Genomic DNA, 24,684 nt, shown 5'->3' with positions numbered 1-24,684 from the left:
AGCTAACGAAACGTGGTAACCTTATTCGGCTCTTCGAAGCGGAAACGGCAGGTATTTAGATGCAATAGAGTGTCTACGTTTCGTTAAATCAACAGAAGTCCGAAAATGAGCCCAATAAGAATACATAGGTTCATTAGAACTGGAGTAATTGCCCGAAAGCGAGGGATACTACTCGTCACCAGTTGACAGTGACGGTCGCAAGGTACATAATAGCATTAGAATGAACGTTCTATCTAGTGGATCTTAACTTGTTGGAGGAAGCAACATGTTCGAACAATACAACAAAGTGCAGAAAGCCGTGCTTGAGACAACGCTGCAGATCATTATCCGCAAGGAGCTCCAAGCTACTTCAATGGCGCTTATCGCCAAGGAGTCCAAGGTATCGACGGGCAGCATTTATCATTACTTCAGCAGCAAGGAAGAAATCATTAACGAGCTGTACACGGCTATCGTTGCGTATAACGGCCAGTTCGTCCAGGAAGGCTTGAACCGGGAAGGGACCATCCGGGAGCGGTTCACCTGGGGATGGGAACGCGTAATCGAGACCAGCCGGCAGTATCCGGAGGGATTCCAGTTTATCGAGCAGTACTCCTTCTCGCCGTATATTTACGAAGAGGTGAAGCAAAAAGCTTACAACGGCGGCTGGTGCGCACCGATGAATAAGCTTTATGCGGAAGCGATGGAGCAAGGACTGTTCCGGGAGATGGACCCAAAGCTGCTTGTCCAGATGCATTACGGCTCCATGGTCTACATGGTGAAAAGTTATTTGCAGGGCAATTCGGATTTAACCGATGCCGGGATTCAGCAGGCGATCGAAGTATGCTGGCAGGGAGCAATAAGAGGATAACGCCATGAATGAGTGGCGAGCATGCTTATGCTGCCGCGGCCTTCATGGCCGGCTTCCGGATCAACTAGAATGAACGTTCGATCCAAAATTAAAAAATTAGAGGAGAGAATCATTATGAATAAAACCATTTTTATTACAGGAACAAGCAGCGGACTAGGCAAGCTGACGGCGATCCATTTTGCCAAGCTGGGCTGGAATGTGGCGGCAACGATGCGCACGCCGGAGAACGAGACGGAGCTGACGAAGTATAGCAATGTGAAGCTGTTTAAGCTGGATGTAACGGATGTGGGGCAGGTCCGGACCGCGGTAGCCGATGCGATTGAAGCTTTTGGACGGATTGATGTTGTAATCAATAACGCCGGCGTTGGCGCTTATGGAGCCTTGGAGCTGGCGAAGGAAGAGACAATCGACTGGCAGTTCGGCGTTAACGTGCGTGGACCCATTAACGTCATTCGCGCAATGCTCCCGCATTTTCGCGCGAATAAGTCGGGGATGTTCATTACGATCAGCTCGTTTATGGGCGTAACGACAGCCGTGCCGACGGGTTCTTTATATAACATGTCCAAGTTTGCCCTGGAGGGCTTAATCGAAGGCTTGTATTACGAGCTGAAGCCGCTTGGGATTGAGCTGAGACTGGTGGAGCAGGGCGGTTCGTCGGGCAATAACTTTGTAAACAAGATTGCCTGGGGTCAAAGCGAGGAGATTACCGATTATAATGAAATGACCGAAAAGGTTAAATCGATGATGGCCAGCATGGCCGAAGGCGAGCTGGATGATCCGCAAACGATTGTGGATGAAATCGCCCGTCTGGCTTTGGGAGAAAGCAACCAGTTCCGCACGCTGGTGGGGGAAGCTGCCCATCAGTTGACGGAAATGAGAAAATCGATGCCGATTGAAGACTATTTGGAACGGATCGCAGCGCAATATCAATAATGCGGTGCAGGGAGAAAAGCCGGTTATGTCCTAGGACGTGGCCGGCTTTTTGCTGCTCCAATGCTCGGGACGGTTAAGTGCCGGCGGAAGCTTCGTATCCGCATTGCCCTTTGCCGCTTGGAGCTGGACTTGGGTGAGGAACAGGCTTTCGCTTAAGTCTGCCCCGCTCAGGTCGGTATCCCGCATATCGGCGCCGATCAGATCGGCATGGCGAAGGTCGGCGCCGCGGAGATCAGCCGCAATGAGATAGGACCCGCGCAAATTAGCCCCGCGAAGATCGGCGTTCTGCAGCTTGGCGCCCATAAGGTCCGCGCCGCGTCCTATTTTCTTCCTTTGGGAATCGGTCTTGAGCTTTGGCGCTTTAGCCCGTACCAGGTCGCTTGTCTGCAGCAGCAAGGTGTTCACTCCGGCGCGATGAGCGGCAAAATCCAGCTTGAGCAAAGCTTCCGCATCCAAGCCGGTAAGGCGTTCCGTTTCTTCCCATGCCGCTTGAAGCTGGGGCCGAATCGTCTCGGAGGCCGGGTGCTCAATCGCTTCGGTCAAATACCAGAGCAGCTCCTGTAAATGCCACATCACGGGATAGACCTCAAACATTAGCCTTGCTGCTTGAGGCTCTTGCCGCCAGCTGCGGCTACCGAAGGTATGCTGCGACAGCTTTTGTCCTGCGCCAAAGCAGTCGTACACCGTACAGCCCCGGAAGCCCTGCTGCCGAAGCCTGGTATGAATGCCGCAGCGGTAATCGTCCTGCAGATTGCGGCAGGGTTGTCCGCTTTGTTTATCTATGGCAAAGTCCGCCGAAGCGGCAAAAGGGAGCGCAACGCAGCATAACCCAAAGCAATTGTCGCAATCCCCGCGAAGGTGTTTGCGGTCAGGGGTCATTTTATTCCCTCCTTATAGGGTCTACTCTTTCTATCTTAACGGATGGAGGACGTGATAGAAACGGATAAAACAATTAAATTCCTTTATGTGGAAGCGTTGCTCGATTATGATAAAGGTACCGAAAAAGAGAAGGGGACCGATGTGAAATGACCAATCAGCCGACGGCTGTCAGCTCGGTGCTGGCGCCCGACTATTTGATGAGCTGCCTTAGCGGGCAATATGGGCTTGGCCGGTGGACCCAATGCGTGTATTGGCTTCGCGGCTTAAATGATACCTACCGCGTGCAAACCGAAAAAGGAACCTATATATTACGAATCTACCGGCATGAGATTGGGGAGAGGGAAGCCTCGTATGAGATGGCGCTTCTTGGTCAATTGGAAGAGCTGCTGGCGGGAACGGAAGCTTCAATAGCACCTCCGGTTATGAAGGCGGATGGCACCCGCTATTCGGTTATTGCCGCGCCGGAAGGGGAGCGGATCGCCGTTCTTTTCGAATATGTGGAGGGCGTCGAGAACCGGCTGCAGGACGAAGAGAGCTGTTACGCGTTTGGGCAATCGGCCGCACGGCTTCATCTCGCGATGGATCGGGTCAGGCTTGAGCTTCCGCGCCGGGAGCTGAATACGGAGTTTTTGGTGGAGGAATCCCTGCAGCGCATTATTCGCCATATTGGCGCGGAGCATCCGGCGGCGATATTTCTCCGAGAGTATGCCGATGCTCTGAAGGATAGAGTTGCTAATGCCGCAGCGTCGGGGCTCGATTGGGGCATCTGCCACGGCGATATGCATGGGAATAATAATGCCGTTGAGACGGGCGGTCGCTACACTCACTTTGACTTTGAGTGGTCGGCACCCGGCTGGCGGGCGTACGATCTTGCCCAGGTGCGCAACAGAAAACGGCAATCCGCCGAGAACAAGGAGCAGCTATGGCAGGCATTGCTGGCCGGATACCGCAGCGTAAGATCCTTTTCGGGAAAGGATGAGCAGGCGGTGGAGCTGTTTGTGCTTGTCCGGCGTTTTTGGATCATGAGCCTTGATGTGCTCTTTGTCCCAACCCAGTCCGGCGCGCTTGATTACGGCGAGGACTGGCTGAATGATTTCTTGGAGGAATTCCGCTCGGCGGGGTTGGTTCAGCATGCTCCGCAAACATAAAGTGAGGAGGCAATCATGTATCCAAAAGCACGAACGGGCAGGCAAATTTGGCTCATGAGAATGGTAATTGCCGTCGCGGTATGTTTTGTTATATTTATTGGATTGGTGTATGCCAATGACCGGCCTGGCGGTATTGCGGATTGGAGATATTCTCGTGAGGCGGGATATCCGGGTACAGTAAAGATTCCACTGGGAGATACCCCGGAGGAAGCCGTTCGGAAATTCAGGAACGAAGCAAGGACGCATATCATTTATCGGGAGCCTGTTGCCGGAGGTACCCTGCTGTTTAATAAGCTGAATGGGCAGAAAGAAGGAAACAACCTGGGGATTGAATTTGTTCGGAAAACCTTGCTGGGTTGGAAGTGGGTCTATGGAGGAAACTATAGTTATTCCGCTGCTACGGATCAGAATGAAGCGTTAAACTTCATGAGTATACCTAAGTATAAAGGGATTAAGGGTCCGTTCCCGATTATATTCGGCCAGCTTGCGAATAGCGCTGTAGCGAGTGTCAATGTTACCGTAGGCGGTGAGGCAGCCGGAGAATATCACGCCAAGATTATTAGCGAAGGCGTACAGCAGAGAATTTGGTATGCCATCCTTCCGGTTAAAGCGGATAAACCGTACAAGATAGAAGCCCTCGACGGCGAAGGAATAGTTGTAGCCAGTAGAACCTTTGATGATCCAACCGATTTCGGGAGCATTGTGATGCTGACAAAGTAAAGCTACGTTGGATTTGATGCAGCGTAATGCGGCTTTTCGGATGGTAACTCTGTCCACATTGGATCGGGTCCAGTGTAATTTGCTCATTTTGGCAAAGGAAGCCCAATTCTTAAGATTCTACTGTAGAGAATCCAACGTAGCCTCCGACACCCTCCATTCTAGCTCACTTTTACTGTAGAGGATCCAATGCAGCGGTCTTGCGTAGGGAGCCGAAAGCGAGGCGAGGCAGGGCACTAAAAGCAAACAAGTTAGGAGAAGATGTTCTCTATAGTCAGCTACAAGAATACGCCGCATATTCCGCGTTTCTCGGCCGGCAGGATTTGATTCAAGGCAAGAAACGGATGATTGAATTATATTTGATGACAATATAGAGGACGACATTTCAAGCATAGGTGGGGGCAGTAAGGATGAACAGTATGAAGGCATTGGTCTTTGAAACGTTTGGCGGGCCGGAGGTGCTCGAATACAAGGAAATTCCCGCGCCGGAGCTTAAGCCGGGAACCGTATTGGTGCGGCTGAAGGCCGCCGGTCTGAACTACGCCGACATTTACCGCAGGCGGGGCAATTATCATCTGGCGGGGAAGCCGCCTTATATATTGGGTTACGAAGGAGCGGGCATCGTGGAGGAAGCCGCAGCCGATGCGGCGGGCTTAGCGCCGGGCGGCCGGATCGCTTTCTGCGATGTTCCGTACGCCAATGCGGAGCTTGTGCTGGTACCGGCGGAGAAGGCGATACCGCTTCCGGACGATATCAGCTTTGAGACTGCGGCGGCGGTACTGCTGCAGGGCATGACCGCGCATTATTTAACGCGTGACAGCTACCGCGTGCAGGCGGGCGACGAAGTGCTTGTCCATGCCGCGGCCGGAGGCGTCGGGCAGCTGCTCGTACAGCTTGCGAAGCGGCAGGGAGCGCGCGTTCTGGGGCTTGTCTCTTCCGAGGCAAAGCGGGAAGCGGCGCTAGCAGCAGGTGCCGACGAAGCGCTGCTCTACGGCAGCAATTGGGTGGAGGCGGCGAAGAGCTGGTCAACCGGCGGCGAAGGAGTAACCGTTGCATATGATTCCGTTGGTTCTACATTAATGGACAGCTTTGCTGCTGTCAGGACAAAAGGGGCGGTTATTTTCTTCGGGATGGCGGGAGGAGATCCGGCTTTTGTAGACCCGCGGATGCTTATGGATACGTCGAAGACGTTAACGGGCGGGGATTTGTGGAATCATGTCACGTCCCGAGAAGACCGCATCCGCCGGGCAAACGAATTGTTCGGCTGGCTTCGGGACGGAAGCCTTAAGCTCGAGACGCCAAGAGCCTTTCCGTTAGCGGAAGGCGCAGACGCCCATCGGCTGCTCGAAAGCCGCCAAAGCACGGGCAAAATCATTCTTGTTCCCTAACTTCATCATTAATCGGCTAAGCCGGGGGCGCTAAACATTAGACGTACTCCGGTTTTTTGCTATGCACGCGGAATGGGTTCAAGGGGCGAAGGACATCTTAATCCTATTGGCAGAGGAAGATGGCACCAGCTTTGTCATTTTTCAAAAGTTAACGTTGACGTTAACATTAACTTAGGTGTAGAGTATTCTACAGAGAGAGTAAAGGAAAGAGGCGATGAAGATCTTTTACAAAATCGAGGACGTTGCGAAGATGGTTGGTTTGACGAAACGCACGCTTCGTTATTATGAGGAGCTTGGCTTGTTGACTCCGCCGGAGCGCAGCGAAGGCGGCTTCCGCTTGTACACCGACTTTCATGTCGAGCGGCTGAAGAAGCTGATTAATGCGCGCGACGTGCTTGGCTTCTCCTTGCAGGAGCTGCAGCAATACGTGGCGATGAGCGAGGAATTCATTAATCAGCGCGACGAAATCCGGCAGACGGAGGACGCCGGGCTGCGTCTTCAGAAGATTGACGAGCTTGAGCAGACGGTAGATAAGCAGCTGGAGCTGCTTGACCAGAAGCTGGAGAAGATGAAGAACATGCGGTCGGAAATTTCCCAGCTCAAGGACAGAATTAACGAAGCCAAAAAGAAATATAAACAGGAGTGAGAATGAGCGTGGCAAATTCATCTCAACAGGCAGCTTCGGCTGCCCATCAACCTTTATCCGTCGAAAAAGGCGGTTTCTTTAATCAGCCCCGTGCGGTATGGGCCGTCTTTTTCGCAGGCATTATCGCTTTTATGGGGATTGGCCTTGTTGACCCGATCCTCAAAGCTATTGCGGAAGAAATGCATGCATCGGCCAGCGAAGTAAGCTTGCTCTTCACCAGCTATAACGCCGTTATGGCGGTTGCGATGCTGATCACCGGCGTAGTGACGTCAAGACTTGGCATCAAATGGACGCTTCTTCTTGGCGTCGTCATTATCGCGGTATTCTCGCTTCTCGGCGGCCTGTCGAACGATATTTGGGCGCTTGTCGGCTATCGGGCCGGCTGGGGTCTTGGCAATGCTTTCTTCGTGGCGACGGCGTTGACCGCAATCGTATCCTTGTCCAAAAGCGGCGTGACAAAAGCCATCATTCTTTATGAAGCCGCGATCGGCATCGGCATTTCGGTAGGTCCGCTGCTTGGCGGCGAGCTGGGCTCCATCTCGTGGAGAGGACCTTTTATTGGCGTTGCCTGTCTTATGGTCATTGCTTTCCTGGCGATTATCTTTATGATGCCCAAAACAGCGGGAGCTACCAAGGCATCGGCCGCACCGGCGAAGAAAACATCAATACTCGATCCTTTTGTGGCATTAATAAGACATCGTTCGCTTGTCGTTTTTGGCCTGACGGCTTGCTTTTATAACTTCGGCTTCTTTACGCTGATGGCTTACGCGCCATTTGTGATGGGGCTTGGCATCCATCAGCTTGGTTACGTGTTCCTGGGCTGGGGCGTTCTGCTGGCTATTACTTCCGTCTTTATGGCACCTTGGCTGCAGCGTAAATTCGGCACGGTCAAATCGATGGCGGTTATGCTGACGCTGTTTGGTCTTACCCTGCTTGCGATGGCCATCTGGACGAATACCCAATGGGTGATTATCGCCAGCGTTATTTTCGCAGGGGCTTTGCTGGGCAACAACAACACCCTTATTACAACGGGCGTCATGAATGCCGCTCCCGTCGAGCGTTCGACGGCGTCGGCGGCATACAGCTTCCTCCGGTTTATCGGCGGCGCGATTGCCCCTTACTTTGCCGGCAAGCTGGCGGAGTGGTACAATCCGCATGTTCCTTTCTATGTTGGAGCAGGCTTTGTTATCCTATCGGTACTGTTTATCTTAGCGAACCATAAGCATGTGAAGCATGTCGATCATGCTGGCGGCCATTAATCCATCCCTTTTCTATAGAAGAGCTATCCTTTGCGGATCAACAGAACCGGAAAGGATAGCTCTTTCTTTCATTAAAGTAAAGGAGGGGCTCAAGGGGATTCCTCCGGTGCATTTGGATTAGAAAAGCCGTCTGTATGAACCTTGGGAACGAAGGGGAGAGTAAAAATAAGCCGCTTGCAGAGGCCTAATTCTGCAGGCGGCTTCCTTTTTGACTTAACAACGTAACAATGTTATGTTATATTGAGAGCAAAGGAGGCTGAATCATGGAGGAAGAGCTAATATCCAAAAAGGATTTATTGGAGCTTACGGGTATTTCGTATGGGCAGCTGTACCGCTGGAAGCGGAAGAACCTGCTGCCGGAGGAATGGTTTATCCGCAAGTCGGCGTTTACCGGGCAAGAGACTTTTTTCCCAAAGCAGAAGATCCTGGACCGAATCGATAAAATCGTCAACATGAAGGACGATCTTTCCTTGGATGAACTGGCGGATATGTTCTCGCCGGCCTCGAAGGCCATCTCGATATCGATGAAGGAATTAATAGAACGAAACATTGTTTCACTAAATGCTGCAAAAGCAGCCGAAACCTATATCGGACAATCGGAAATGTACACGTTTGAGCAGACCTTGTGCGTCTATATTTTGGATTACTGTCTGCAGACGGGGGAGATCAGCCTGGAAGAGGGCAGAACGATGCTGCCAACCTTCCTCGAGCACTACAAGAAGTTCAAGGAGCAGCAATGCGATCTGATTTTGCTCCGCAAAATGGGCGTGTCCGTGCTTCTTCTTGTTCCCTCCGGAGGCGAAATTCATTTCGAAAGCGGAGTAAAGATCATTCTCCGAGTGGATGTGCCGGCTATGATTGAGCAATTAAAATTGAAGCTAATGGCGATATGACGGAGGTGTAAGACGTACAATGGGAGATAAACAACGAAAAATACTCATTACCGGGATCGGCAGATCCGGCGGCGGAGACGTTCATCTGGCGAAGATTGAGGGAGTCGGCAAGATTGAAGGGGATGTCCGATGCTATGAATTGTCGATTAACGGCAAGGGCGATGTACAGGGGCATGTAAGAGCGGTAACGGCTTCCATTAACGGCATGTCCTCCATCCGTGGGGGTTTGCATGCCGACAAGCTTAATATTGAAGGAAAAGTAAGCTTTGGAGGACCCGTTACGGGCGAACAAATGCACATGAACGGAATGGTGACGGTAAAGGGCAGCTGCGAGACCGAAACCTTTGAAGCAAACGGCCGGATGGACATCGAGACGTTAAATGCAAGTCATATAAAGCTGACGCTCCAGGGAAGCAGTCATATCAACGAGATTGGCGGCGAAAGCATTCATGTCGCCAAGCAGCCCGGCAAAGGGTTTGCCAAATGGCTGCAGACCGTTCCCGGGCCCTTTGCCAATAAGCTGAGCGCGGAAGTGATTGAAGGGGACAACATTTATCTGGAGTATACGACGGCGGATATCGTGCGCGGGGGAATCGTCCGGATTGGACCGGGCTGTACCATTGGCAGCGTGGAGTATAAGCAAAGCCTTGACGTGCACAGCAGCTCCAAAATCATTAAGCATGTCCAAAGATAACGGAAAGGGAGGAGATCCGATGGATCAGCATGTGGCCGAAAAGGCAATCCGAAACTTGAGAATTACCGGCAGCTCCAGCGTCATGGGCGGCATATACAATAACGTCAAAATCGTTGGAGAAGGCTCGATTGAAGGAGATACAAGCTGCGCCAAGCTAAGCTGCGTCGGCACGCTGGAGGTGGATGGCACGGTAACGGCCGATAAAATGAACATTGTGGGTACTTGCGAGGTGTCAGGCGGACTTCGCGGAGGAGAGCTCAAGACGTCGGGCACGGTCAGCGTCGGCGGGACTACTCAGCTTCGGGAACTGAATATAGCGGGCACGATAGAATCGAAGAATCATGTCTACGGTGAGCAGATCAAGCTGAGAGGCATGCTTCACACCTTGGGCGACTGCGAAGCCGAGCAGTTTAGGGCACGGGGCATCTTTGAAATCGGCGGTTTGCTCAATGCCGGCAAGCTCCAAGTCCATCTGTACAGGGACTGCAAGGCACATGAAATCGGCGGCGGTCATATAATGGTTCGCAAAGCAAAGTGGCTGCATCCGCTCAGCTTCTTTTTTAAACCTTCTTCCAGCGCTAGGTTAACGGTCTCAGTTATGGAAGGAGATCATATCTATTTGGAAAATACGATTGCTGATATAGTAAGAGGGAACCAGGTTGTGATCGGACCCGGCTGCGAGATCGGACTTGTCGAATTCAAGGAGCATTTCGAAAAAAGAAAAGACGCCGTCGTAAGAGATAACCGAAAAGTTTAGGCGATTTTGTGATGTTTTGGCAGACCGATTGACATCGCCATGGCCTTGCGCTAAAATTTCGCTGTGCGATCGTTCAGTGAAAATTCTAGGCTGATGAGCAAGGAGGTGGCGACGATGACTCGCAACATCCGAAAAGAGCAGGCCGCTGAAACACGAGAAAAAATACTGGAAGCAGCAAAATCATTATTTGCGGAAAAAGGATACCATGGCACCCCGGTACGCGATATTACGAGGAAGATCGGGATGGGAGACGGTATCCTTTATCATTATTTTCCGGGCGGCAAGCGGGAGATTATGGCGGTGTTGCTACGTGAAAGCTTCGAGCACCGCAGAGAAGGAATAAAGCAGATTCAACGGGTTATCGAGGATCTCGACCTGCGGGAAGCGATGATCACCATTAAGCGCCGTTTGTACGAACTGTTTACGGAAGACATGGATTTAACTCGGATTTTATTCCGGGAGAATGACCTGCTGGGCTTCGAGGAAGCCGAGCAATTAACGGCGCTGATTCGCGAGCAGTGCGCCATTTTTGAAAAGTTTCTAAAAGACCGGCACGAAAAAGGCGAGATTCGCGCTTTCGATTTCCGGATAGCGTCGAGACAATTCTTGTCTACTACCTTGCATGCGATTATGAGCAAATCGGTGGGGATACAGCTCCTGAACGAACCGGATGTTTATAAACACATGGAAGAAAATGTGGATTTTACAATAGATCTATGGAGAACTCCTTCAGCTACAGAGAAAAAGCAGAAGGTTCTTTTGTGTGATTCCTAATGAAATACAATGAAAGGTGATGACAAGGGTGTCTTTAATAACCAGATTTTTAAATAGAAGATTCTATTATTTCGTTATTATCCTGTTAATCAAAAGCATCGTAGCCCGCGATGTCGTCTTCGGCAACGGATTTTCGTGGCTGACCATTATGACGGAGATTCCGTTCTTTGTCGCGGTATTCTGTCTGATTGAGTTTTTTGCCGGCAAGCGCAAGATGCTTTATTACATGATCGTCAATTTGCTGTTTACGGCCTTATATTTCGCGATACTGATGTATTACAAGTACTACGGCATTATCGTCAATACGGACGCGTTAAGCCAAGCCAACAAAATGGCTGAGGTAGGGGAAAGCACCTACTCGCTGATGGACCCTTACTATCTGCTTATCTTCCTTGATATTATCGTTATTTCGGTTGTTCTTATTCTGCCAAGATTCCGGAAGGCTCGCCAGGATGCTCAGCTGCGTCCGGTGAGAAGCAAAGCGTGGATGGCCGTATTCGCCTTGTCCGTTGTCGTCTGCCTGGTGAACGTATGGCCGAACCGCGCGAGCATGAACGAGAACAAGCAGGCTGAAGAGATGGGCCTTCTCGATTACGAAGTATACAACATCATTGATAAAATGATGGAGAAAGAGCCGATTACGCCGATCGACCAAATTACGCAGGCTAAAATCGATGAGCTCAAAGGCATTACCGAGCAGGCATCGCCGAAATACTTTGGCGCCGCGAAAGGCAAAAACGTCATTATTCTTCAAATGGAATCGTACCAGGACTTCCTGATCGGTTTGAAAGTTGGCGGCGTGGAAATTACGCCAAACATGAACAAGCTGGTTAAAGAAGCTACGCATTACAAAAACTTCTATACGATGGTCGGCCAAGGAACAACTTCCGATGCCGAGTATGTGGTGAATACATCGCTGTACGTGCCTAAGCATAAAGCAGCGACAGACGTAAACGTCGATAAAGCACTGCCAAGCTTGCCGAAGCTGATGAAAGAGAACGGTTATTATACCGCAACGTTCCATACAAACGCGGTTGAGTTCTGGAACCGTACGGAGCTGTACTCGGCTCTTGGCTGGGATAAATATTACGATCAAGCCTTCTATGGCGACGAAGACCATGTAGCCTTCGGCGCTTCGGACGAAGTGTTGTACTCGAAGACTCTTCCAGAGCTTGTGAAGCTGGATCAGGCGGATAAGCCGTTCTATGCGCAAGTGATCTCGATGAGCGCGCATCACCCTTACAACATTCCGACTTCGAAATACCGGATTGAGCTTCCTGCGGAATTCAAGGATGACAGCCTTGTAACCCGTTATCTGAAAGCACAAAACTACGCGGACTATGCGCTTGGCCAATTTATCGACGGCCTGAAATCGAGCGGTCTGTGGGATGACAGCATCGTCCTCATGTACGGCGACCACCAAGGTCTGCCACTGTATTCGCTGGACGATAACGAAAAAGCGCTGATGAAAGAAATGCTTGGCACGGATTACGGTCATACCGAAATGTTCAATATCCCTCTTATTATGCACATTCCGGGCGTAACTCAACCGTCGGAAGTGGATAAAGTGGGCGGTCAGATCGATATTCTGCCAACCGTTGCAAACCTGGTAGGCGCGTCGCTGTCCAATCAGATTCACTTTGGCGAAGACCTTCTGAACCAAAGCTCCGAGCTGATTCCAATGCGTCACTTCCTGCCTAGCGGCTCGGTTATCGACAACGAGAACCTGTTTGTTCCGGGTATCGAATACAAAGACGGCACGAACCACAAAGTGGTCGACGGCACGGAAACGACGGAAGGCGGCGTAACCGAAGACGAGTACAACAGAGCGCTTGAGCTTCTGCACTTGTCGGACAGCTTCGTACAGCAGCTTCCTCATAAATAGGATCTAAAGCGAAAGGCAAAGGCCCCCTTAGGATAAGGGGGCCTTTGTTTGTTCATTTCTTCAGCAACAGGAACAGGAAATACGGCGCGCCGATCAGCGACACAACGATACCGGCCGGCAATCCGCCCGCAATGTCGATTTGACGGCCAATCGTATCGGCCAGAACCAGCAGCCATCCGCCAAACAAAATGGAGATCGGAATAAACAATTGATTTCGCGGACCTACCAGAGCTTTTGCGATATGCGGGGAAAGCAGGCCAATGAAGGCGATCCCGCCTGTGACGGATACGGCGGAAGCCGCAAGCGCAACCGCCGAGAAGAGCAGCACCAGGCGCTCTCTGGTCAACGAGATGCCAACCCCAACCGCGACGGGTTCGTTTAACGCCAGAATGTTGAGGCGGTTTGCCTTGTAGAGCGTAAACGGAATGAATATAGCCAGCCATGGCCACAAGGCATTAACAAATACCAAATCCGTTCCCCAAATGCCGCCAGCAATCCACATGGCGATAAAATCAACCTTCTGGCGGTCAGCCGAGGACATCAGCACGATCATGACGCCGCTAAGCGCCATTTGGAAGCCGATACCCGTCAGCACCATGCTGACCGGCTGGATGCCGACATGCTTTTTCCAGGAGAAAAGAGCAATGAGGACCGCGGTCGCAAGACCGCCGATAAAGGCAACAACCGGCAGAGCGTATATGAATGGACCGGCTTCCGTAGGGAAGAACAGGAAGAAGATCGTAATGGCAACGCCAGCCCCCGAGTTGATGCCGACAATGCCGGGATCGGCCAGGTCATTGCGGGAGACCCCTTGCAGAATGGACCCTGACAAGGCAAGCGCCATGCCGGCCAGCAACGTAATGATGACGCGCGGCATCCGTATGTCGAACAGGATAAAGTTTTCTTTTTTCGTGCCATCCCCAAAGATTACCGGAATCAGCCTTTTGAAGGTCAAGGTGGAGTAACCAAGACTAAGGCTTGCAATGACGGTCGCCACAATAAGCAGAAGCAGGATCCCGAGAATAATGCGTTGTTTTCGAACCATATGCGATAAAATCATTTCAGCGCTTTGCCTCCTCTTCTAACGATGATGAGGAAGAAGGGCAGACCCACAACCGCAATAACGGCGGCCACCGGTGTTTCGTAGGGCGCATTGATGGTTCGGCCGATCAAATCCGCAAGGAGCATAAAGGAAGCTCCCGCAATAACGGACATCGGAACGGAATACCGATAGTCCTGGCCGACAATAGCCCGCACGATATGCGGAATCATCAGGCCAAGGAAAGCCAGGTTGCCGACAAGCGCAACGGAAGCGCCAGCGAGCAGTATCGTAACGGTGAACAGGATTCCTTTAATCAGACCCGTTTTTTGTCCCAGGCTGGTCGCCACATCTTCGCTAAGACTAAGGATAGTGAGCTGCTTCGACATGGCGATGGCAATAAGAATGCCGCCTATGATGACCGGAACAATCATCTGAAGCTGTCCCCAAGACGTTCCGATCAGACCGCCGGCGGTCCACATGTTGACGTCTTTGGATACCTTAAAGGTGAGGCCGATGCCTTCTGCAAAGGCATACAGGAATGTAGAAACGGCGGCACCCGCCAATACGATGCGAATAGGAGAGAAGCCGCCCCGTTTGGCCGCGCCTATTCCGATAACAAGGATGGAACCGAGGGCGGCGCCGATAAAGCAGGCAATCATAATGCCGAAATAATTGATTTGCGGGAACAGCGCAACCGTTGCTGCGAGGGCGGCATTTGCTCCGGCCGATAAGCCGAGAAGCCCCGGATCGGCTAGCGCGTTCCGGGTGACGCCTTGCATAATGGCGCCGGATACGGCCAGCGCCGCACCAACAAAGATTGCCGCGATCTCGCGCGGCAGCCTGATTTCGCGCAAAAGCGTCACTTTCTCACTTGTATCGTGAGGTGACGTCAGCGCGAGCCATGTATCATGGGCCGTGGTGTCGGCAGCGCCGAACACCATGGCCATGAAGAAGATTGCGACAAAGAAAACGATTCCTGCAAACAGTTTGAATACAAATGGGACTCTGCGTCTCGTTTCCTGCGTCATCGGCTTATTTCCCCAGGAACTGCTCTTTGAAGAAGTTCAGCTGATAGTCAAGGGTAAGCGCATCGTTGAAGTAGAAGCCTTTGGCATCAGCCGTATAGACATGGCCGTTCTTGACAGCCGGGATGTTCTTGTAGGTTTCCGTGTCCGTAAACGAGCTTGCGGTCTCTTTCGTTTGGCTGAAGATCAGGTAATCGCCGACGTATTCAGGAAGAACCTCCAGGGAAAGCGAATACCAGCCGTCCTTCATGGCCATTTCCTTTACTTTCTCCGGCATCGTCAGGCCCATCGCCTGATACAGAATTTCGGTGCCGCGGCCCCAGGCATTGCCGAATACGTAAAGATCCTTGTCGTAGTTCTCGATGACCGTAACGGTAGCGTCCTCGCCAATTTTCGCTTTAATTTCGCTGCCGATTTGGGCAGCGCGGGCTTTGAAGTCTTCCACCCAAGCGGTTGCTTCTTTCTCCTTGTTGAGCGCCTTGCCTACTTCAATGAACTGTGTCAGATAGTCGACTTTGTTGTATGTGAAAATAACCGTTGGAGCGATTTGTTTTAATTTATCCACGTTTTTTGTCGTGTCGAGACCAATAATCAGATCGGGATCAAGCTCGAGAATTTTCTCGGGATCCTCATCGGATACAACGGGAACATCCTTCAGCTTGTCTGCGAAGTTCGGGTTATCCTTCGACCAAGAGTCAACGCCTGCAAGGGGAACGCCAAGCTGCAGGACATCCCCTGCGAAAGAGGACAGAACCACGACGCGCTGCGGGTTAGCGGGTACTTCGATAGGACCGCTCTCCGATTGGAACGTAATCGTGCCGGTTGCTTCAGTTGCCGTGTCCGCCGACGGAGAAGTGTTTGCCGCCCCGGTATGGTTTGCTGCAGGGGTATTCTCCGCTCCGGCATTATTACCCGAGTTGTTATTGCCGCATGCGCTCAGAATAATAACGAAGAGCATCGTGAGGGAGATAAGTGCTTTTTTCATAGGTTTGCAAACTCCTTTTATTTAATGATAATGATTATCAATATTATTGCCATTTACTAAATTATAGGGATTCGGTCCAATTGTCAACCGCTTATTGAAAAATATTCTCACTCGACTTATAATATTGATAATGATAATCAATTACGACGGTGCTTTTCCGAGGAGGAACGTTCATGACGCAAGAGGAGTTGTATGACGTAACGGTAATCGGTGGCGGTCCTGCGGGGCTCTACTCGACTTTTTATAGCGGACTTAGAGAATTGAAGACAAAGCTGATCGAATTCCAGCCGTTTCTGGGCGGCAAGGTTCATGTGTATCCCGAGAAAATGATCTGGGACATTGGAGGGTTAACGCCAACGCCAGGCGCGCAGCTGATCGAGCAATTGGTGAAGCAGGGGCTGACCTTCGACCCGGAGGTTGTTCTCAATGAGAAGGTTGAATCGATTACCAAGAACGAAGACAATATCTTTGAGCTGCATGGCTCATCGGGACGCATCCATCATTCGAAGACCGTTATCGTTGCGGTTGGCGGCGGCATTCTGAATCCGACCAAGCTGGCGATTGAAGGCGCGGAGAAATTTGAGGTAACCAACCTTCACTATACGGTTAAGTCATTGAAGAGATTTAAAGACAAGAACGTCGTGATCTCCGGCGGCGGCAATTCGGCCGTGGACTGGGCGATGGAGCTTCTACCATTCGCGAAGAAGATCTATATTACCTATCGCAAAGAAGCCTTGTCCGGGCATGAAGCGAATGTAACGACGCTGCTGAACAGCCCGAAAGTCGAGTGCTTGTTCCACACCGAAATTACGAAGCTGCTGGCGAATTCCGGCGACGAGCTGGTTGAACACGTAGAGCTTACGAACAGCAAATCCGGCGAAGTATCCCATCTCTCGATTGACGAGGTTGTCATCAATCACGGTTACGACCGGGACTCCTCGCTGCTGGAGAACAGCAAGCTGAATATCGAGATGGTCGACGATTGGTATGTGAAAGGCAATCCAAGCGGCGAAACTTCCGTACCGGGCATGTTTGCCGCAGGGGATATTCTAATGCATGACGGCAAGCTGCATCTTATAGCAGGCTGCTTCCAGGATGCGGCGAATGCGGTGAACAGAGCGAAATCCTTCATTCAACCGGAAGCTAATAAGTACGGAATGGTCTCCTCCCATAATGAATTATTCAAAGAACGGAACCGCGAGCTTGTGAAGCAGCTGATGGTCTAATATAGAGCAAGGACGGAGCAGCCCGATAGCTGCCCCGTCTTTTTTTGCGCCTATTCGAGTCCAGTTGAGAGAGGTTTATAGCCTATGCCATAATGGCAGTAGTGCTTGTAAATAAGGGAGAGATGCGAGAGATGGAAGAGTGGCAGCCAGCGAAACGGAAAATCAAAGCGATCGTAACCGGGGCGACGGGCATGGTAGGTGAAGGCGTTCTCATGGAATGCCTGATTCACCCCGATGTGGAACAGGTGCTTGTCATTACCCGGCGGCCTAGCGGCGTTGCGCACCCGAAGCTGAAGGAAATCATCCATAAGGACTTTCATGATCTGACCCCTATCCAGCACGAGCTAATAGGCTACAACGCCTGCTATTTCTGCCTTGGCGTATCCTCCATCGGCATGTCGGAGGCCGAGTATACCCGCGTCACCTACGATCTTACGATGCATGTCGCCCGTCTGCTTTCCAGCCTGAATCCGGATATGGTCTTCTGTTACGTAACGGGCGGCGGAACGGACAGCACGGAGCAGGGCAGGAGCATGTGGGCGAGAGTGAAGGGGAGAACCGAAAATCACCTGCTGCAGCTGCCGTTCCGCCGGGCCTTTATGTTCCGTCCGGGCTACATGCACCCGAGCAAAGGACAGGTAAGAGTACCGAAGTGGGCTAAAGCGTTAACCTGGCTGTACCCGATTCTAAGGCCGCTCTTCCCGAACCATCTTATTACGCTGCGCCAAGTGGGCCTCGCCATGATTCAGACCTCTTATACCGATTACGACCGCCATATTCTTGATCCAAAGGATATTATTGCTCTTGCGAAGGAAGGCAGCTGACCACCATCACGTCCATGTTCCGGCCGCCCTGCAGCAGCTTCTTCATGATGGATGGCCGGAACAGCCGCGCAAGCCAGCCCTTTTTCTCTTGGGCAACTATTAGCTGCGTGGATTTTCGCGCGTTGGCATGGGTAAGCAGAAAAGCCGGAACATCGCGGGTCTGCTTCATCTCTTCTTGAATAAACGTTCCTCCGAGCTGCTCCGTTAACTGCTGAAGCTCATTCATGCGGCGGTCTACCGCCGCGGGGTCCTTTTGCCCGTTATGCACGGCCATCACATGCCATTCCGCCTTCAGCCGGTAGGCGATACGGAAGCCTCTGCGGATCAGTCTTTCTCCCTGCGCCAGATCGGTTATAGCCACGAAAATAACTTCCTGCCTCCGCCATGGGCCGCGCAGCGCACCTGTTCGCTCCCACGATTCCAGCCGTTCGTCCACGTCATCGGCAATTTCCCGCAAGGCCAGCTCCCGAAGGGCGATCAGATTGCCAAGCTGAAAAAACGCGCCAAGCGATTCCTCGACCTTGTTCATCGGATAGATTTTACCCTGCCGCATTCGCTCCTGGAGCGCCTTGGGCGACACATCGATTAATTCAACTTCATCCGCGAGGCGAAGCATACGGTCCGGTATCGTCTCTCTGACCCTGACGCCGGTAATTTGCTCAACCGCATCGTTTAAGCTTTCGAGATGCTGGACGTTTACGGTTGAAATAACCGAGATGCCGGCGTCCAGAAGGGCAAGGACATCCTCATAACGCTTCTTATATTCGCTTCCCGGCACATTCGTATGGGCCAGCTCGTCAATCAGCACAACCTCCGGGAAACGCTCCAGAATAGCGGGAACATCCATTTCCGCAAGCTGCGTTCCTTTATAAGGGATAGTGGCTTTAGGGATCTGTTCCAGGCCGCCGATCTGCTCCATGGTTTCCTTCCGGCCATGGGTTTCGAGGAGGCCGATAACGACGTCAATGCCTTTGCGGAGGAGAACATTTCCCTCCCTCAGCATCGTGTAGGTTTTGCCGACGCCAGGCGCCGCCCCGATGTAGACCTTGAAGGTGCCCCTTTTGAGCCGTTTCGTCGTTTGAAGCTGCTCGGCAGGACTAAGTCTTTTGTAGACGGGTTCCGGAGTGGTCCGATGCTTGGCTGGCAGGATGCGCTCGCCTTCCGCTTCGGTACGGTCCGCTACGAAAAAGACGTCGATATGGCGCGCATAACGCAAAATGCCGTTCACGACCGAGCCGTGAAGCAGCTCCTGCAGCGGCGTAAGCTTCGAATGGCCAAGCACGATGCGGGTCACGCCGTGATCCATCGCGTATCTGGCCATCTGCTCGGATAGATGCCGCCGGTGGAGATGGGGAACGGCAAGCTCTTCGAAGTCTGCCCCAATCTTCTGGGTGAGCTTGATAATGGACCGTTTGAATGCGGCGGCTTCCTTCGTCATCGCTTTCTCAGCCTTGACGAAGGAGACGACCAGCAGCTCTCCGTTCAGCCTCCTGGCGACCTGCTGGCCCCGCCGGATATGGATCGACCCGTTCCAATGGTATTGCGCGGCAACCAGAATCCGTTCGGCGGCGCCGGACGGACCTACCAAGCCCTGCTGTCTCCGGTGATCCTCAAGCGAATCGTTGACATCCTCGGCCATCAGCCGCAGCGCCAGCTCCCGCAGCTTGCCGAGATTGCCTCTAAGCAGCAGATGGGGGGAGCTTGCGTTGCGCAAATGTCCTTCATTCAAACGGGTCAGTATCGTTTCCGGCGATACGTCGATCAATCGGACCTCGTCGGCCAGCTCCAGAATCTCGTCGGGAACGGTATGCTCGGCTTCAATGCCGGTGAGCTGAAAGGCCAGGTCCGATACGCCGTTCAGCTCATACACGTTAAGCGTTGTAATCACGCTGATGCCGCATTCCAGCAAGTGACGAATATCTTCCAGGCGGGTGGGAAGGGGACTGTCCGGCCGGTTTCGGTGAGCAAGTCCGTCCACCAGCACAACCTCGGGATTGCGCGCTTTAATAGCCGCCAGATCAAGATCCTTTCGCTCGATCCCGTCTTTTTGCCAATGAATGCTCGGAATGCGTTCCAGCTCGGCAAGCTGCTCCATCGTCTCCGGTCTTTGTCTGGTGGAGACGGCGCAGGTGACCACATCGATTCCCTGCTTCCGCAGCTGCTGGCCTTCGCGCAGCATATGATACGTTTTGCCAGCCCCGCTGACCGCCCCGATATAAATTTTGAGCCTTCCGTGGTGCAGCTTCGTTATGGCTTTCAGCAGCTCTTCGGGCGTTTTGCGGCGATAGCTGTCGTTCATTTCCCGTCGTTCCTCCTTTCCGTAAGACCCGCGAAAGCCCCACCTACGCCACTTGCTGGCAGGCGGGGCTTTTTCTCATTTGCGAAGCTGGCTTAATTCAATATTCAGCTCCAGCACATTAACGCGGGGGTCGCCAAATACGCCAAGATCCCGTCCGGCCGTATGTTTTTTCACGAGCTCTCTCAGAGTATCCGGGGATAGACCGGTCAGCTTGCTGATGCGGGGGATTTGGACCTCGGCCGATGCAGGCGTAATATCAGGGTCGAGACCCGAGCCGGAGTTCGTGATCAGCGCAATCGGCAGCTTATTGACCGGCACATCGGGATTGGCTGCCTGCCAGGCGGCGATCGAATCTTTGGTCCGCTGAAGCATGTCGGGATTCGAAGGCGCATAGTTGTTGGAGCCGGATGCCTCCGCTTTATAGTCGATGCTCGATACCCTTCCCTGGAAGTAAGCGGGATCGGTAAAGCTTTGACCGATCAGGGAAGAGCCGATGATCCGGCCGCTCGAATCCTTGATCATGCTGCCGTTCGCCTGATGCGGGAATAGCAGCTGGGCAAGGCCCGTCGACACGAGCGGGTAAATGATGCCGCATAGCAGAATAAACGCGATACCGGCTCTTAGGGCAATCATAAAAAGAGAGCCGTTTGATCCCGATGAAGATGTGGAGTTCGTCATGATTATCTCATCCTTTCAGATCGGTTAGATCCATACATGAACAAGCAGGTCGATCAGCTTAATGCCGACAAACGGGGCCAGGACGCCGCCAAGTCCGTAGATCAGCAGGTTTTTGCTTAACAGCTTTGACGCGCTCATCGGTTTGTACTGCACCCCGCGCATAGCGAGCGGAATGAGCAGAGGAATGATGATCGCGTTAAAGATAAGCGCGGACAGAATGGCCGAAGAGGGCGAGCCCAGCTTCATAATGTTCAGGGCGTCCATCTGAGGGATCGCGATCATAAACATGGCCGGAATAATGGCGAAATATTTGGCGATATCGTTCGCGATGCTAAAGGTTGTCAGCGCGCCGCGCGTCATCAGGAGCTGCTTGCCGATCGCAACGACCTCGATAATTTTGGAAGGGTCGGAATCCAGGTCGATCATATTGGCCGCTTCCTTCGCGGCAACCGTACCGCTGTTCATGGCAAGACCAACGTCAGCCTGGGCAAGCGCCGGAGCGTCGTTCGTCCCGTCACCCGTCATCGCGACAAGGCTGCCGGCTGCCTGTTCGCGGCGGATCAGCGCGATTTTATCCTCGGGCCTACTCTCCGCCACAAAGTCGTCAACCCCGGCTTCGCGGGCAATCGTTGCGGCAGTCAGCGGATTGTCGCCGGTACACATAATGGTCTTGATCCCCATGCGGCGAAGCTGCTCGAACCTCTCCTGCATGCCCGGCTTCACGGTATCCTTCAAATAAATGATCCCGTAGACGCGGTTATCAACCGCAACGGCGAGCGGCGTACCGCCAAGCACGGCAACCCCTTCGCCGGTGGCATCCAGGTCGGAAGGGACGGTGCCGCCTTGGGAAGCTACCCATTTCTTCACGGCGTCAACGGCGCCTTTGCGTACTTTTCGTCCGTCCGGAAGGTCCAGGCCGCTCATCCGGGTCTCGGCCGTAAACGCAATGACCTGCGCATTCTCGGAAAGCTGGGCCTGATAGCTCAGCTGTTTGGCCTTCATCAGCTCCAATACGGAACGTCCCTCCGGCGTCTCGTCCTTAGCCGAGCTGAGCGCCGCCCACTCGCCAAGCTCCTGAACGCTTACGCCTTTGACCGGCAGGAAGTCGCTGGCCATCCGGTTGCCGTACGTGATGGTACCGGTCTTATCCAGAATCATCGTATTAATGTCGCCGGCCGCTTCTACCGCTTTGCCGGACATGGCGAGCACGTTGAACTGCGTGACGCGGTCCATGCCGGCGATCCCGATTGCCGATAACAGACCGCCGATGGTAGTCGGAATGAGACAGACCAGCAGGGCGATAAGCACCGGAATATCAAGCTCTACGCCGACGTATTTGGCGATTGGAGCAAGGGTAACGACAACAATCAGGAAGATCAGCGTCAGACTGGTAAGCAGCGTGTTCAGCGCCAGCTCGTTAGGCGTCTTTTGGCGTTTCGCGCCTTCAACCAGAGAGATCATGCGGTCGATAAACGATTCGCCGGGATCGCTCATAATCCGGACTTTGATCCGGTCGCTGACAACGCGGGTGCCGCCCGTTACCGAGCTGAAGTCGCCGCCGGCTTCCTTGATTACCGGTGCCGACTCGCCGGTGATTGCCGATTCGTCGACGGAAGCAAGGCCTTCGATAATTTCGCCGTCGCCGGGAATCATCTCTCCTTCGGAGACGACGACGATATCTCCTTTGCGGAGCTCGGTTGACGACACCTGCTTCGTTGTGGAGCCAGTCACTTTGTTTGCCGTAATATCCTTCTTGCTCTTCTTGAGCGAATCGGCTTGGGCTTTGCCGCGTCCTTCGGCCAGCGCTTCCGCAAAATTGGCGAACAAGACGGTAAACAGCAGAATCAGAAAGACGGTCAGATTGAATCCGGTCCGGCCCTCCGTTCCGAAGTAGCCGGGGAAGATCGTCATCAGCAGGACGACAAGCGTGCCGACCTCCACGACAAACATGACGGGATTTCTCATCATGGTCAGCGGGTTTAATTTCAGAAAGCTGTCCTTCGCCGCGCGACTTATAATCGCCGAGGTCAGCATGGATTTACGTTGTGTGGTCACGGTTATTCACCTCATCCTTATCCGTTAGCGAATCGTTAAATACTCTGCGATAGGTCCAAGTACGACGGCAGGCAGGAACGTAAGCGCGCCGACAATAACGACGGTGCCTACTAGGATCCCGCCAAACAGTACGTTGTCCGTCCGGAATGTTCCGATCGTTTCGGGTACGGGCTTTTTGCGGACCAGGGATCCGGCTACGGCCAGCATGGCAATCATCGAAACATACCGTCCAAGCAGCATGACAAGGCCGGTTGTGATGTTCCAGAACGGCGTATTGTCGGCAAGACCTTCGAAGCCCGAGCCGTTATTCGCCGCCGAAGAGGTGTATTCATAGAGCACTTGCGAGATGCCGTGGAAGCCAGGATTCGTAATGGCGCCCCGGCCAAGGTCCGTCAGGAAAGCAATGGCGGTTGGCGCCAAAATGATAAACGGATGAACGAGAATCGCAATCGCGATCAGCTTCATTTCCTTGGGCTCGATTTTCCGCCCGAGTAACTCCGGTGTCCGACCGACCATTAGTCCCGCGATAAAGACGGCAAGAATCGCATACATCAGCATATTGACGAGGCCAACGCCTTTGCCGCCGAACACGACGTTCAGCATCATCTCCGCCAACGGGACAAGACCGCCGATTGGCGTCAGCGTATCGTGCATGTTATTAACCGAACCGGTTGTCGCAGCGGTCGTAACCGCCGTGAAGAGGGCGGACTGGGCAATGCCGAACCGGACTTCCTTGCCTTCCATGCTGCCTTGCGAGGCATCTGCGCCAAGGTTGTTCAGTTCCGGATTGCCATGCAGCTCAGCCGTGTAAACCGTCGCAAGGAATACCAGGAACAGCGACATCATGGCGCCAAACACAACCCAGCCCTGCTTGCGGTTGCCCGCGAAACGGCCGTATACATAGGGAAGGCTGGCAGGCAGCGCCCACATGGACAAAATCTCGATGACGTTCGTCAGCGGGCTTGGATTCTCGAACGGATGCGCCGAATTGGCACCCATAAAGCCGCCGCCGTTCGTGCCCAAATGCTTAATCGATTCAAGGGAAGCAACCGGCCCGATAGCGATGGTTTGCGTTGCTCCTTCCAGCGTTGTTGCCGTTACGTTAGGCTGCAGCGTCTGCGGCACGTGAAGCGCCACAAGCACCAGCGTAATAAGCGTTGCGAGCGGCAGGAAAATCCGCGTATGGGATTTCACGAAGTCGGTGAAGAAGTTGCCGATTGTGCTGCCCCTGCTCGTCAAGCCGCGGATAAAAGCAATCGCAACCGAGAAGCCGGTAGCCGCCGAAGTGAACATCATCATCATAATGACGGCCATCTGCGAGAAATAGGACAGCCCGGTCTCGCCGCTGTAATGCTGCAGGTTCGTATTCGTAATAAAGCTGATAACGGTATTGAACGACAGCGTTTCTTCCATAGCGCCAATGCGGTTGGGGTTGCCCGGAAGGCCGCCCTGCAAGCGCAGAATAAAATAACTAATCGCGACTAGCACGATATTCGTGAGCAGAAAGCTCAGCGCGTATTTTTTCCAGGTCATGCTCTCGCGCGATTTCAGCCCGATTACTTTATAAATGAACCGTTCGATGCCGCCGAATAAGCGGTCAGTCCGATTCGGTTGATCCGAGTACACATGGTATACGTAGGTTCCGAGCGGTTTGACGAGCAGTACGAGCACGCCAATCACGATAATGAGCTGTAAAATATCCATTGCCATTGCGGCCTCCCAGCGATCGA

General features: G+C 52.9%; 22 protein-coding genes. 14 read left to right on the top strand and 8 right to left on the bottom strand.

Annotated features, from left to right (window positions below; translation table 11 throughout):
• Window positions 1-265: 265 nt before the first annotated feature.
• Window positions 266-847 (top strand): TetR/AcrR family transcriptional regulator, encoded by a 582-nt coding sequence (locus WFK81_RS16900; protein WP_336787564.1) that lies wholly within the window; start codon window positions 266-268, stop codon window positions 845-847.
• Between the two features lie 114 nt (window positions 848-961).
• Complete coding sequence (locus WFK81_RS16895; RefSeq protein ID WP_336787563.1) at window positions 962-1,780, top strand: SDR family oxidoreductase; 819 nt, start codon at window positions 962-964, stop codon at window positions 1,778-1,780.
• Between the two features lie 30 nt (window positions 1,781-1,810).
• Here WFK81_RS16895 and WFK81_RS16890 read toward each other — a convergent pair whose 3' ends face one another.
• The gene (locus WFK81_RS16890; protein ID WP_336787562.1) at window positions 1,811-2,659 is read right to left on the bottom strand and encodes a pentapeptide repeat-containing protein; all 849 of its coding nucleotides are present in this window, start codon (window positions 2,657-2,659) and stop codon (window positions 1,811-1,813) included.
• Window positions 2,660-2,805: 146 nt separating this feature from the next.
• On the opposite strand from WFK81_RS16890, the gene WFK81_RS16885 reads away from it, so the two are divergent.
• The 10 genes from WFK81_RS16885 to WFK81_RS16840 all read left to right on the top strand — a co-directional run bounded on the left by WFK81_RS16885 (window position 2,806) and on the right by WFK81_RS16840 (window position 12,820).
• Window positions 2,806-3,807: a phosphotransferase enzyme family protein gene (locus tag WFK81_RS16885; protein WP_336787561.1), complete on the top strand. Its 1,002-nt coding sequence runs from the start codon at window positions 2,806-2,808 to the stop codon at window positions 3,805-3,807.
• A gap of 15 nt (window positions 3,808-3,822) precedes the next feature.
• Entirely contained in the window at window positions 3,823-4,527 is a 705-nt protein-coding gene (locus WFK81_RS16880) for a hypothetical protein (protein ID WP_336787560.1), read from the top strand.
• A 416-nt stretch (window positions 4,528-4,943) separates the two neighbouring features.
• A complete protein-coding gene (locus tag WFK81_RS16875; protein ID WP_336787810.1) occupies window positions 4,944-5,912 on the top strand; it encodes a quinone oxidoreductase family protein in 969 nt (322 codons plus the stop codon).
• A 214-nt stretch (window positions 5,913-6,126) separates the two neighbouring features.
• The gene (locus tag WFK81_RS16870; protein WP_336787559.1) at window positions 6,127-6,558 is read left to right on the top strand and encodes a MerR family transcriptional regulator; all 432 of its coding nucleotides are present in this window, start codon (window positions 6,127-6,129) and stop codon (window positions 6,556-6,558) included.
• Window positions 6,559-6,560: 2 nt separating this feature from the next.
• Window positions 6,561-7,817 (top strand): MFS transporter, encoded by a 1,257-nt coding sequence (locus tag WFK81_RS16865; RefSeq protein ID WP_336787558.1) that lies wholly within the window; start codon window positions 6,561-6,563, stop codon window positions 7,815-7,817.
• A 263-nt stretch (window positions 7,818-8,080) separates the two neighbouring features.
• Window positions 8,081-8,710 (top strand): YhbD family protein, encoded by a 630-nt coding sequence (locus tag WFK81_RS16860; RefSeq protein ID WP_336787557.1) that lies wholly within the window; start codon window positions 8,081-8,083, stop codon window positions 8,708-8,710.
• Window positions 8,711-8,729: 19 nt separating this feature from the next.
• A complete protein-coding gene (locus tag WFK81_RS16855; RefSeq protein WP_336787556.1) occupies window positions 8,730-9,404 on the top strand; it encodes a polymer-forming cytoskeletal protein in 675 nt (224 codons plus the stop codon).
• A 19-nt stretch (window positions 9,405-9,423) separates the two neighbouring features.
• A complete protein-coding gene (locus tag WFK81_RS16850) occupies window positions 9,424-10,161 on the top strand; it encodes a hypothetical protein (protein WP_336787555.1) in 738 nt (245 codons plus the stop codon).
• A 114-nt stretch (window positions 10,162-10,275) separates the two neighbouring features.
• Window positions 10,276-10,935, top strand: a complete 660-nt coding sequence (locus WFK81_RS16845) for a TetR/AcrR family transcriptional regulator (RefSeq protein ID WP_336787554.1) — start codon at window positions 10,276-10,278, stop codon at window positions 10,933-10,935.
• Window positions 10,936-10,963: 28 nt separating this feature from the next.
• Complete coding sequence (locus WFK81_RS16840) at window positions 10,964-12,820, top strand: LTA synthase family protein (protein ID WP_336787553.1); 1,857 nt, start codon at window positions 10,964-10,966, stop codon at window positions 12,818-12,820.
• A gap of 52 nt (window positions 12,821-12,872) precedes the next feature.
• On the opposite strand, the gene WFK81_RS16835 is transcribed toward WFK81_RS16840, so the two are convergent.
• Genes WFK81_RS16835 through WFK81_RS16825 form a run of 3 tightly spaced genes read right to left on the bottom strand, consistent with a single transcriptional unit; the run spans window position 12,873 to window position 15,872 of the window.
• A complete protein-coding gene (locus tag WFK81_RS16835) occupies window positions 12,873-13,880 on the bottom strand; it encodes a FecCD family ABC transporter permease (protein ID WP_336787552.1) in 1,008 nt (335 codons plus the stop codon).
• Window positions 13,877-14,890 carry a FecCD family ABC transporter permease gene (locus tag WFK81_RS16830; RefSeq protein ID WP_336787551.1) on the bottom strand — a complete coding sequence of 338 codons (1,014 nt, stop codon included), beginning with the start codon at window positions 14,888-14,890 and terminating at the stop codon, window positions 13,877-13,879. The genes WFK81_RS16835 and WFK81_RS16830 overlap by 4 nt, the downstream gene beginning before the upstream one ends.
• 4 nt (window positions 14,891-14,894) lie before the next feature.
• Window positions 14,895-15,872, bottom strand: coding sequence for an iron-hydroxamate ABC transporter substrate-binding protein (locus tag WFK81_RS16825; protein ID WP_336787550.1), 978 nt, complete (start codon window positions 15,870-15,872; stop codon window positions 14,895-14,897).
• Between the two features lie 173 nt (window positions 15,873-16,045).
• On the opposite strand from WFK81_RS16825, the gene WFK81_RS16820 reads away from it, so the two are divergent.
• Both WFK81_RS16820 and WFK81_RS16815 read left to right on the top strand, forming a co-directional pair.
• Complete coding sequence (locus tag WFK81_RS16820; RefSeq protein WP_336787549.1) at window positions 16,046-17,098, top strand: NAD(P)/FAD-dependent oxidoreductase; 1,053 nt, start codon at window positions 16,046-16,048, stop codon at window positions 17,096-17,098.
• Between the two features lie 92 nt (window positions 17,099-17,190).
• Window positions 17,191-17,922 carry an NAD-dependent epimerase/dehydratase family protein gene (locus WFK81_RS16815; RefSeq protein ID WP_336787548.1) on the top strand — a complete coding sequence of 244 codons (732 nt, stop codon included), beginning with the start codon at window positions 17,191-17,193 and terminating at the stop codon, window positions 17,920-17,922.
• Here WFK81_RS16815 and WFK81_RS16810 read toward each other — a convergent pair.
• The 4 genes from WFK81_RS16810 to kdpA all read right to left on the bottom strand — a co-directional run bounded on the left by WFK81_RS16810 (window position 17,894) and on the right by kdpA (window position 24,658).
• A complete protein-coding gene (locus WFK81_RS16810) occupies window positions 17,894-20,221 on the bottom strand; it encodes a histidine kinase (RefSeq protein ID WP_336787547.1) in 2,328 nt (775 codons plus the stop codon). The genes WFK81_RS16815 and WFK81_RS16810 overlap by 29 nt on opposite strands.
• Before the next feature lie 75 nt (window positions 20,222-20,296).
• Window positions 20,297-20,899 carry a potassium-transporting ATPase subunit KdpC gene (gene kdpC, locus WFK81_RS16805; RefSeq protein ID WP_336787546.1) on the bottom strand — a complete coding sequence of 201 codons (603 nt, stop codon included), beginning with the start codon at window positions 20,897-20,899 and terminating at the stop codon, window positions 20,297-20,299.
• 24 nt (window positions 20,900-20,923) lie between these two features.
• Entirely contained in the window at window positions 20,924-22,933 is a 2,010-nt protein-coding gene (kdpB, locus tag WFK81_RS16800) for a potassium-transporting ATPase subunit KdpB (RefSeq protein WP_442956073.1), read from the bottom strand.
• A 45-nt stretch (window positions 22,934-22,978) separates the two neighbouring features.
• On the bottom strand, window positions 22,979-24,658 hold the full coding sequence (kdpA, locus tag WFK81_RS16795) for a potassium-transporting ATPase subunit KdpA (RefSeq protein WP_336787544.1): 1,680 nt from the start codon (window positions 24,656-24,658) through the stop codon (window positions 22,979-22,981).
• Window positions 24,659-24,684: the final 26 nt, after the last annotated feature.

This window comes from Paenibacillus sp. MMO-177, assembly GCF_037147795.1.
Lineage (GTDB): Bacteria > Bacillota > Bacilli > Paenibacillales > Paenibacillaceae > Pristimantibacillus.
The sequence above is the reverse complement of the archived record's forward strand: the minus strand, read 5'-3'. Positions and strand labels throughout refer to the sequence as shown.

Coding starts and splice junctions, on each gene's coding strand:
- kdpC (WP_336787546.1), bottom strand. CDS start 20,899: ATGACGAACTCCACATCTTCATCGGGATCAAACGGCTCTCTTTTTATG.
- WFK81_RS16900 (WP_336787564.1), top strand. CDS start 266: ATGTTCGAACAATACAACAAAGTGCAGAAAGCCGTGCTTGAGACAACG.
- WFK81_RS16885 (WP_336787561.1), top strand. CDS start 2,806: ATGACCAATCAGCCGACGGCTGTCAGCTCGGTGCTGGCGCCCGACTAT.
- WFK81_RS16820 (WP_336787549.1), top strand. CDS start 16,046: ATGACGCAAGAGGAGTTGTATGACGTAACGGTAATCGGTGGCGGTCCT.
- WFK81_RS16845 (WP_336787554.1), top strand. CDS start 10,276: ATGACTCGCAACATCCGAAAAGAGCAGGCCGCTGAAACACGAGAAAAA.
- WFK81_RS16895 (WP_336787563.1), top strand. CDS start 962: ATGAATAAAACCATTTTTATTACAGGAACAAGCAGCGGACTAGGCAAG.
- WFK81_RS16830 (WP_336787551.1), bottom strand. CDS start 14,890: ATGACGCAGGAAACGAGACGCAGAGTCCCATTTGTATTCAAACTGTTT.
- WFK81_RS16880 (WP_336787560.1), top strand. CDS start 3,823: ATGTATCCAAAAGCACGAACGGGCAGGCAAATTTGGCTCATGAGAATG.
- kdpA (WP_336787544.1), bottom strand. CDS start 24,658: ATGGATATTTTACAGCTCATTATCGTGATTGGCGTGCTCGTACTGCTC.
- WFK81_RS16865 (WP_336787558.1), top strand. CDS start 6,561: ATGAGCGTGGCAAATTCATCTCAACAGGCAGCTTCGGCTGCCCATCAA.
- WFK81_RS16855 (WP_336787556.1), top strand. CDS start 8,730: ATGGGAGATAAACAACGAAAAATACTCATTACCGGGATCGGCAGATCC.
- WFK81_RS16860 (WP_336787557.1), top strand. CDS start 8,081: ATGGAGGAAGAGCTAATATCCAAAAAGGATTTATTGGAGCTTACGGGT.
- WFK81_RS16835 (WP_336787552.1), bottom strand. CDS start 13,880: ATGATTTTATCGCATATGGTTCGAAAACAACGCATTATTCTCGGGATC.
- WFK81_RS16850 (WP_336787555.1), top strand. CDS start 9,424: ATGGATCAGCATGTGGCCGAAAAGGCAATCCGAAACTTGAGAATTACC.
- WFK81_RS16890 (WP_336787562.1), bottom strand. CDS start 2,659: ATGACCCCTGACCGCAAACACCTTCGCGGGGATTGCGACAATTGCTTT.
- WFK81_RS16810 (WP_336787547.1), bottom strand. CDS start 20,221: ATGAACGACAGCTATCGCCGCAAAACGCCCGAAGAGCTGCTGAAAGCC.
- kdpB (WP_442956073.1), bottom strand. CDS start 22,933: ATGCTGACCTCGGCGATTATAAGTCGCGCGGCGAAGGACAGCTTTCTG.
- WFK81_RS16825 (WP_336787550.1), bottom strand. CDS start 15,872: ATGAAAAAAGCACTTATCTCCCTCACGATGCTCTTCGTTATTATTCTG.
- WFK81_RS16875 (WP_336787810.1), top strand. CDS start 4,944: ATGAAGGCATTGGTCTTTGAAACGTTTGGCGGGCCGGAGGTGCTCGAA.
- WFK81_RS16815 (WP_336787548.1), top strand. CDS start 17,191: ATGGCAGTAGTGCTTGTAAATAAGGGAGAGATGCGAGAGATGGAAGAG.
- WFK81_RS16870 (WP_336787559.1), top strand. CDS start 6,127: ATGAAGATCTTTTACAAAATCGAGGACGTTGCGAAGATGGTTGGTTTG.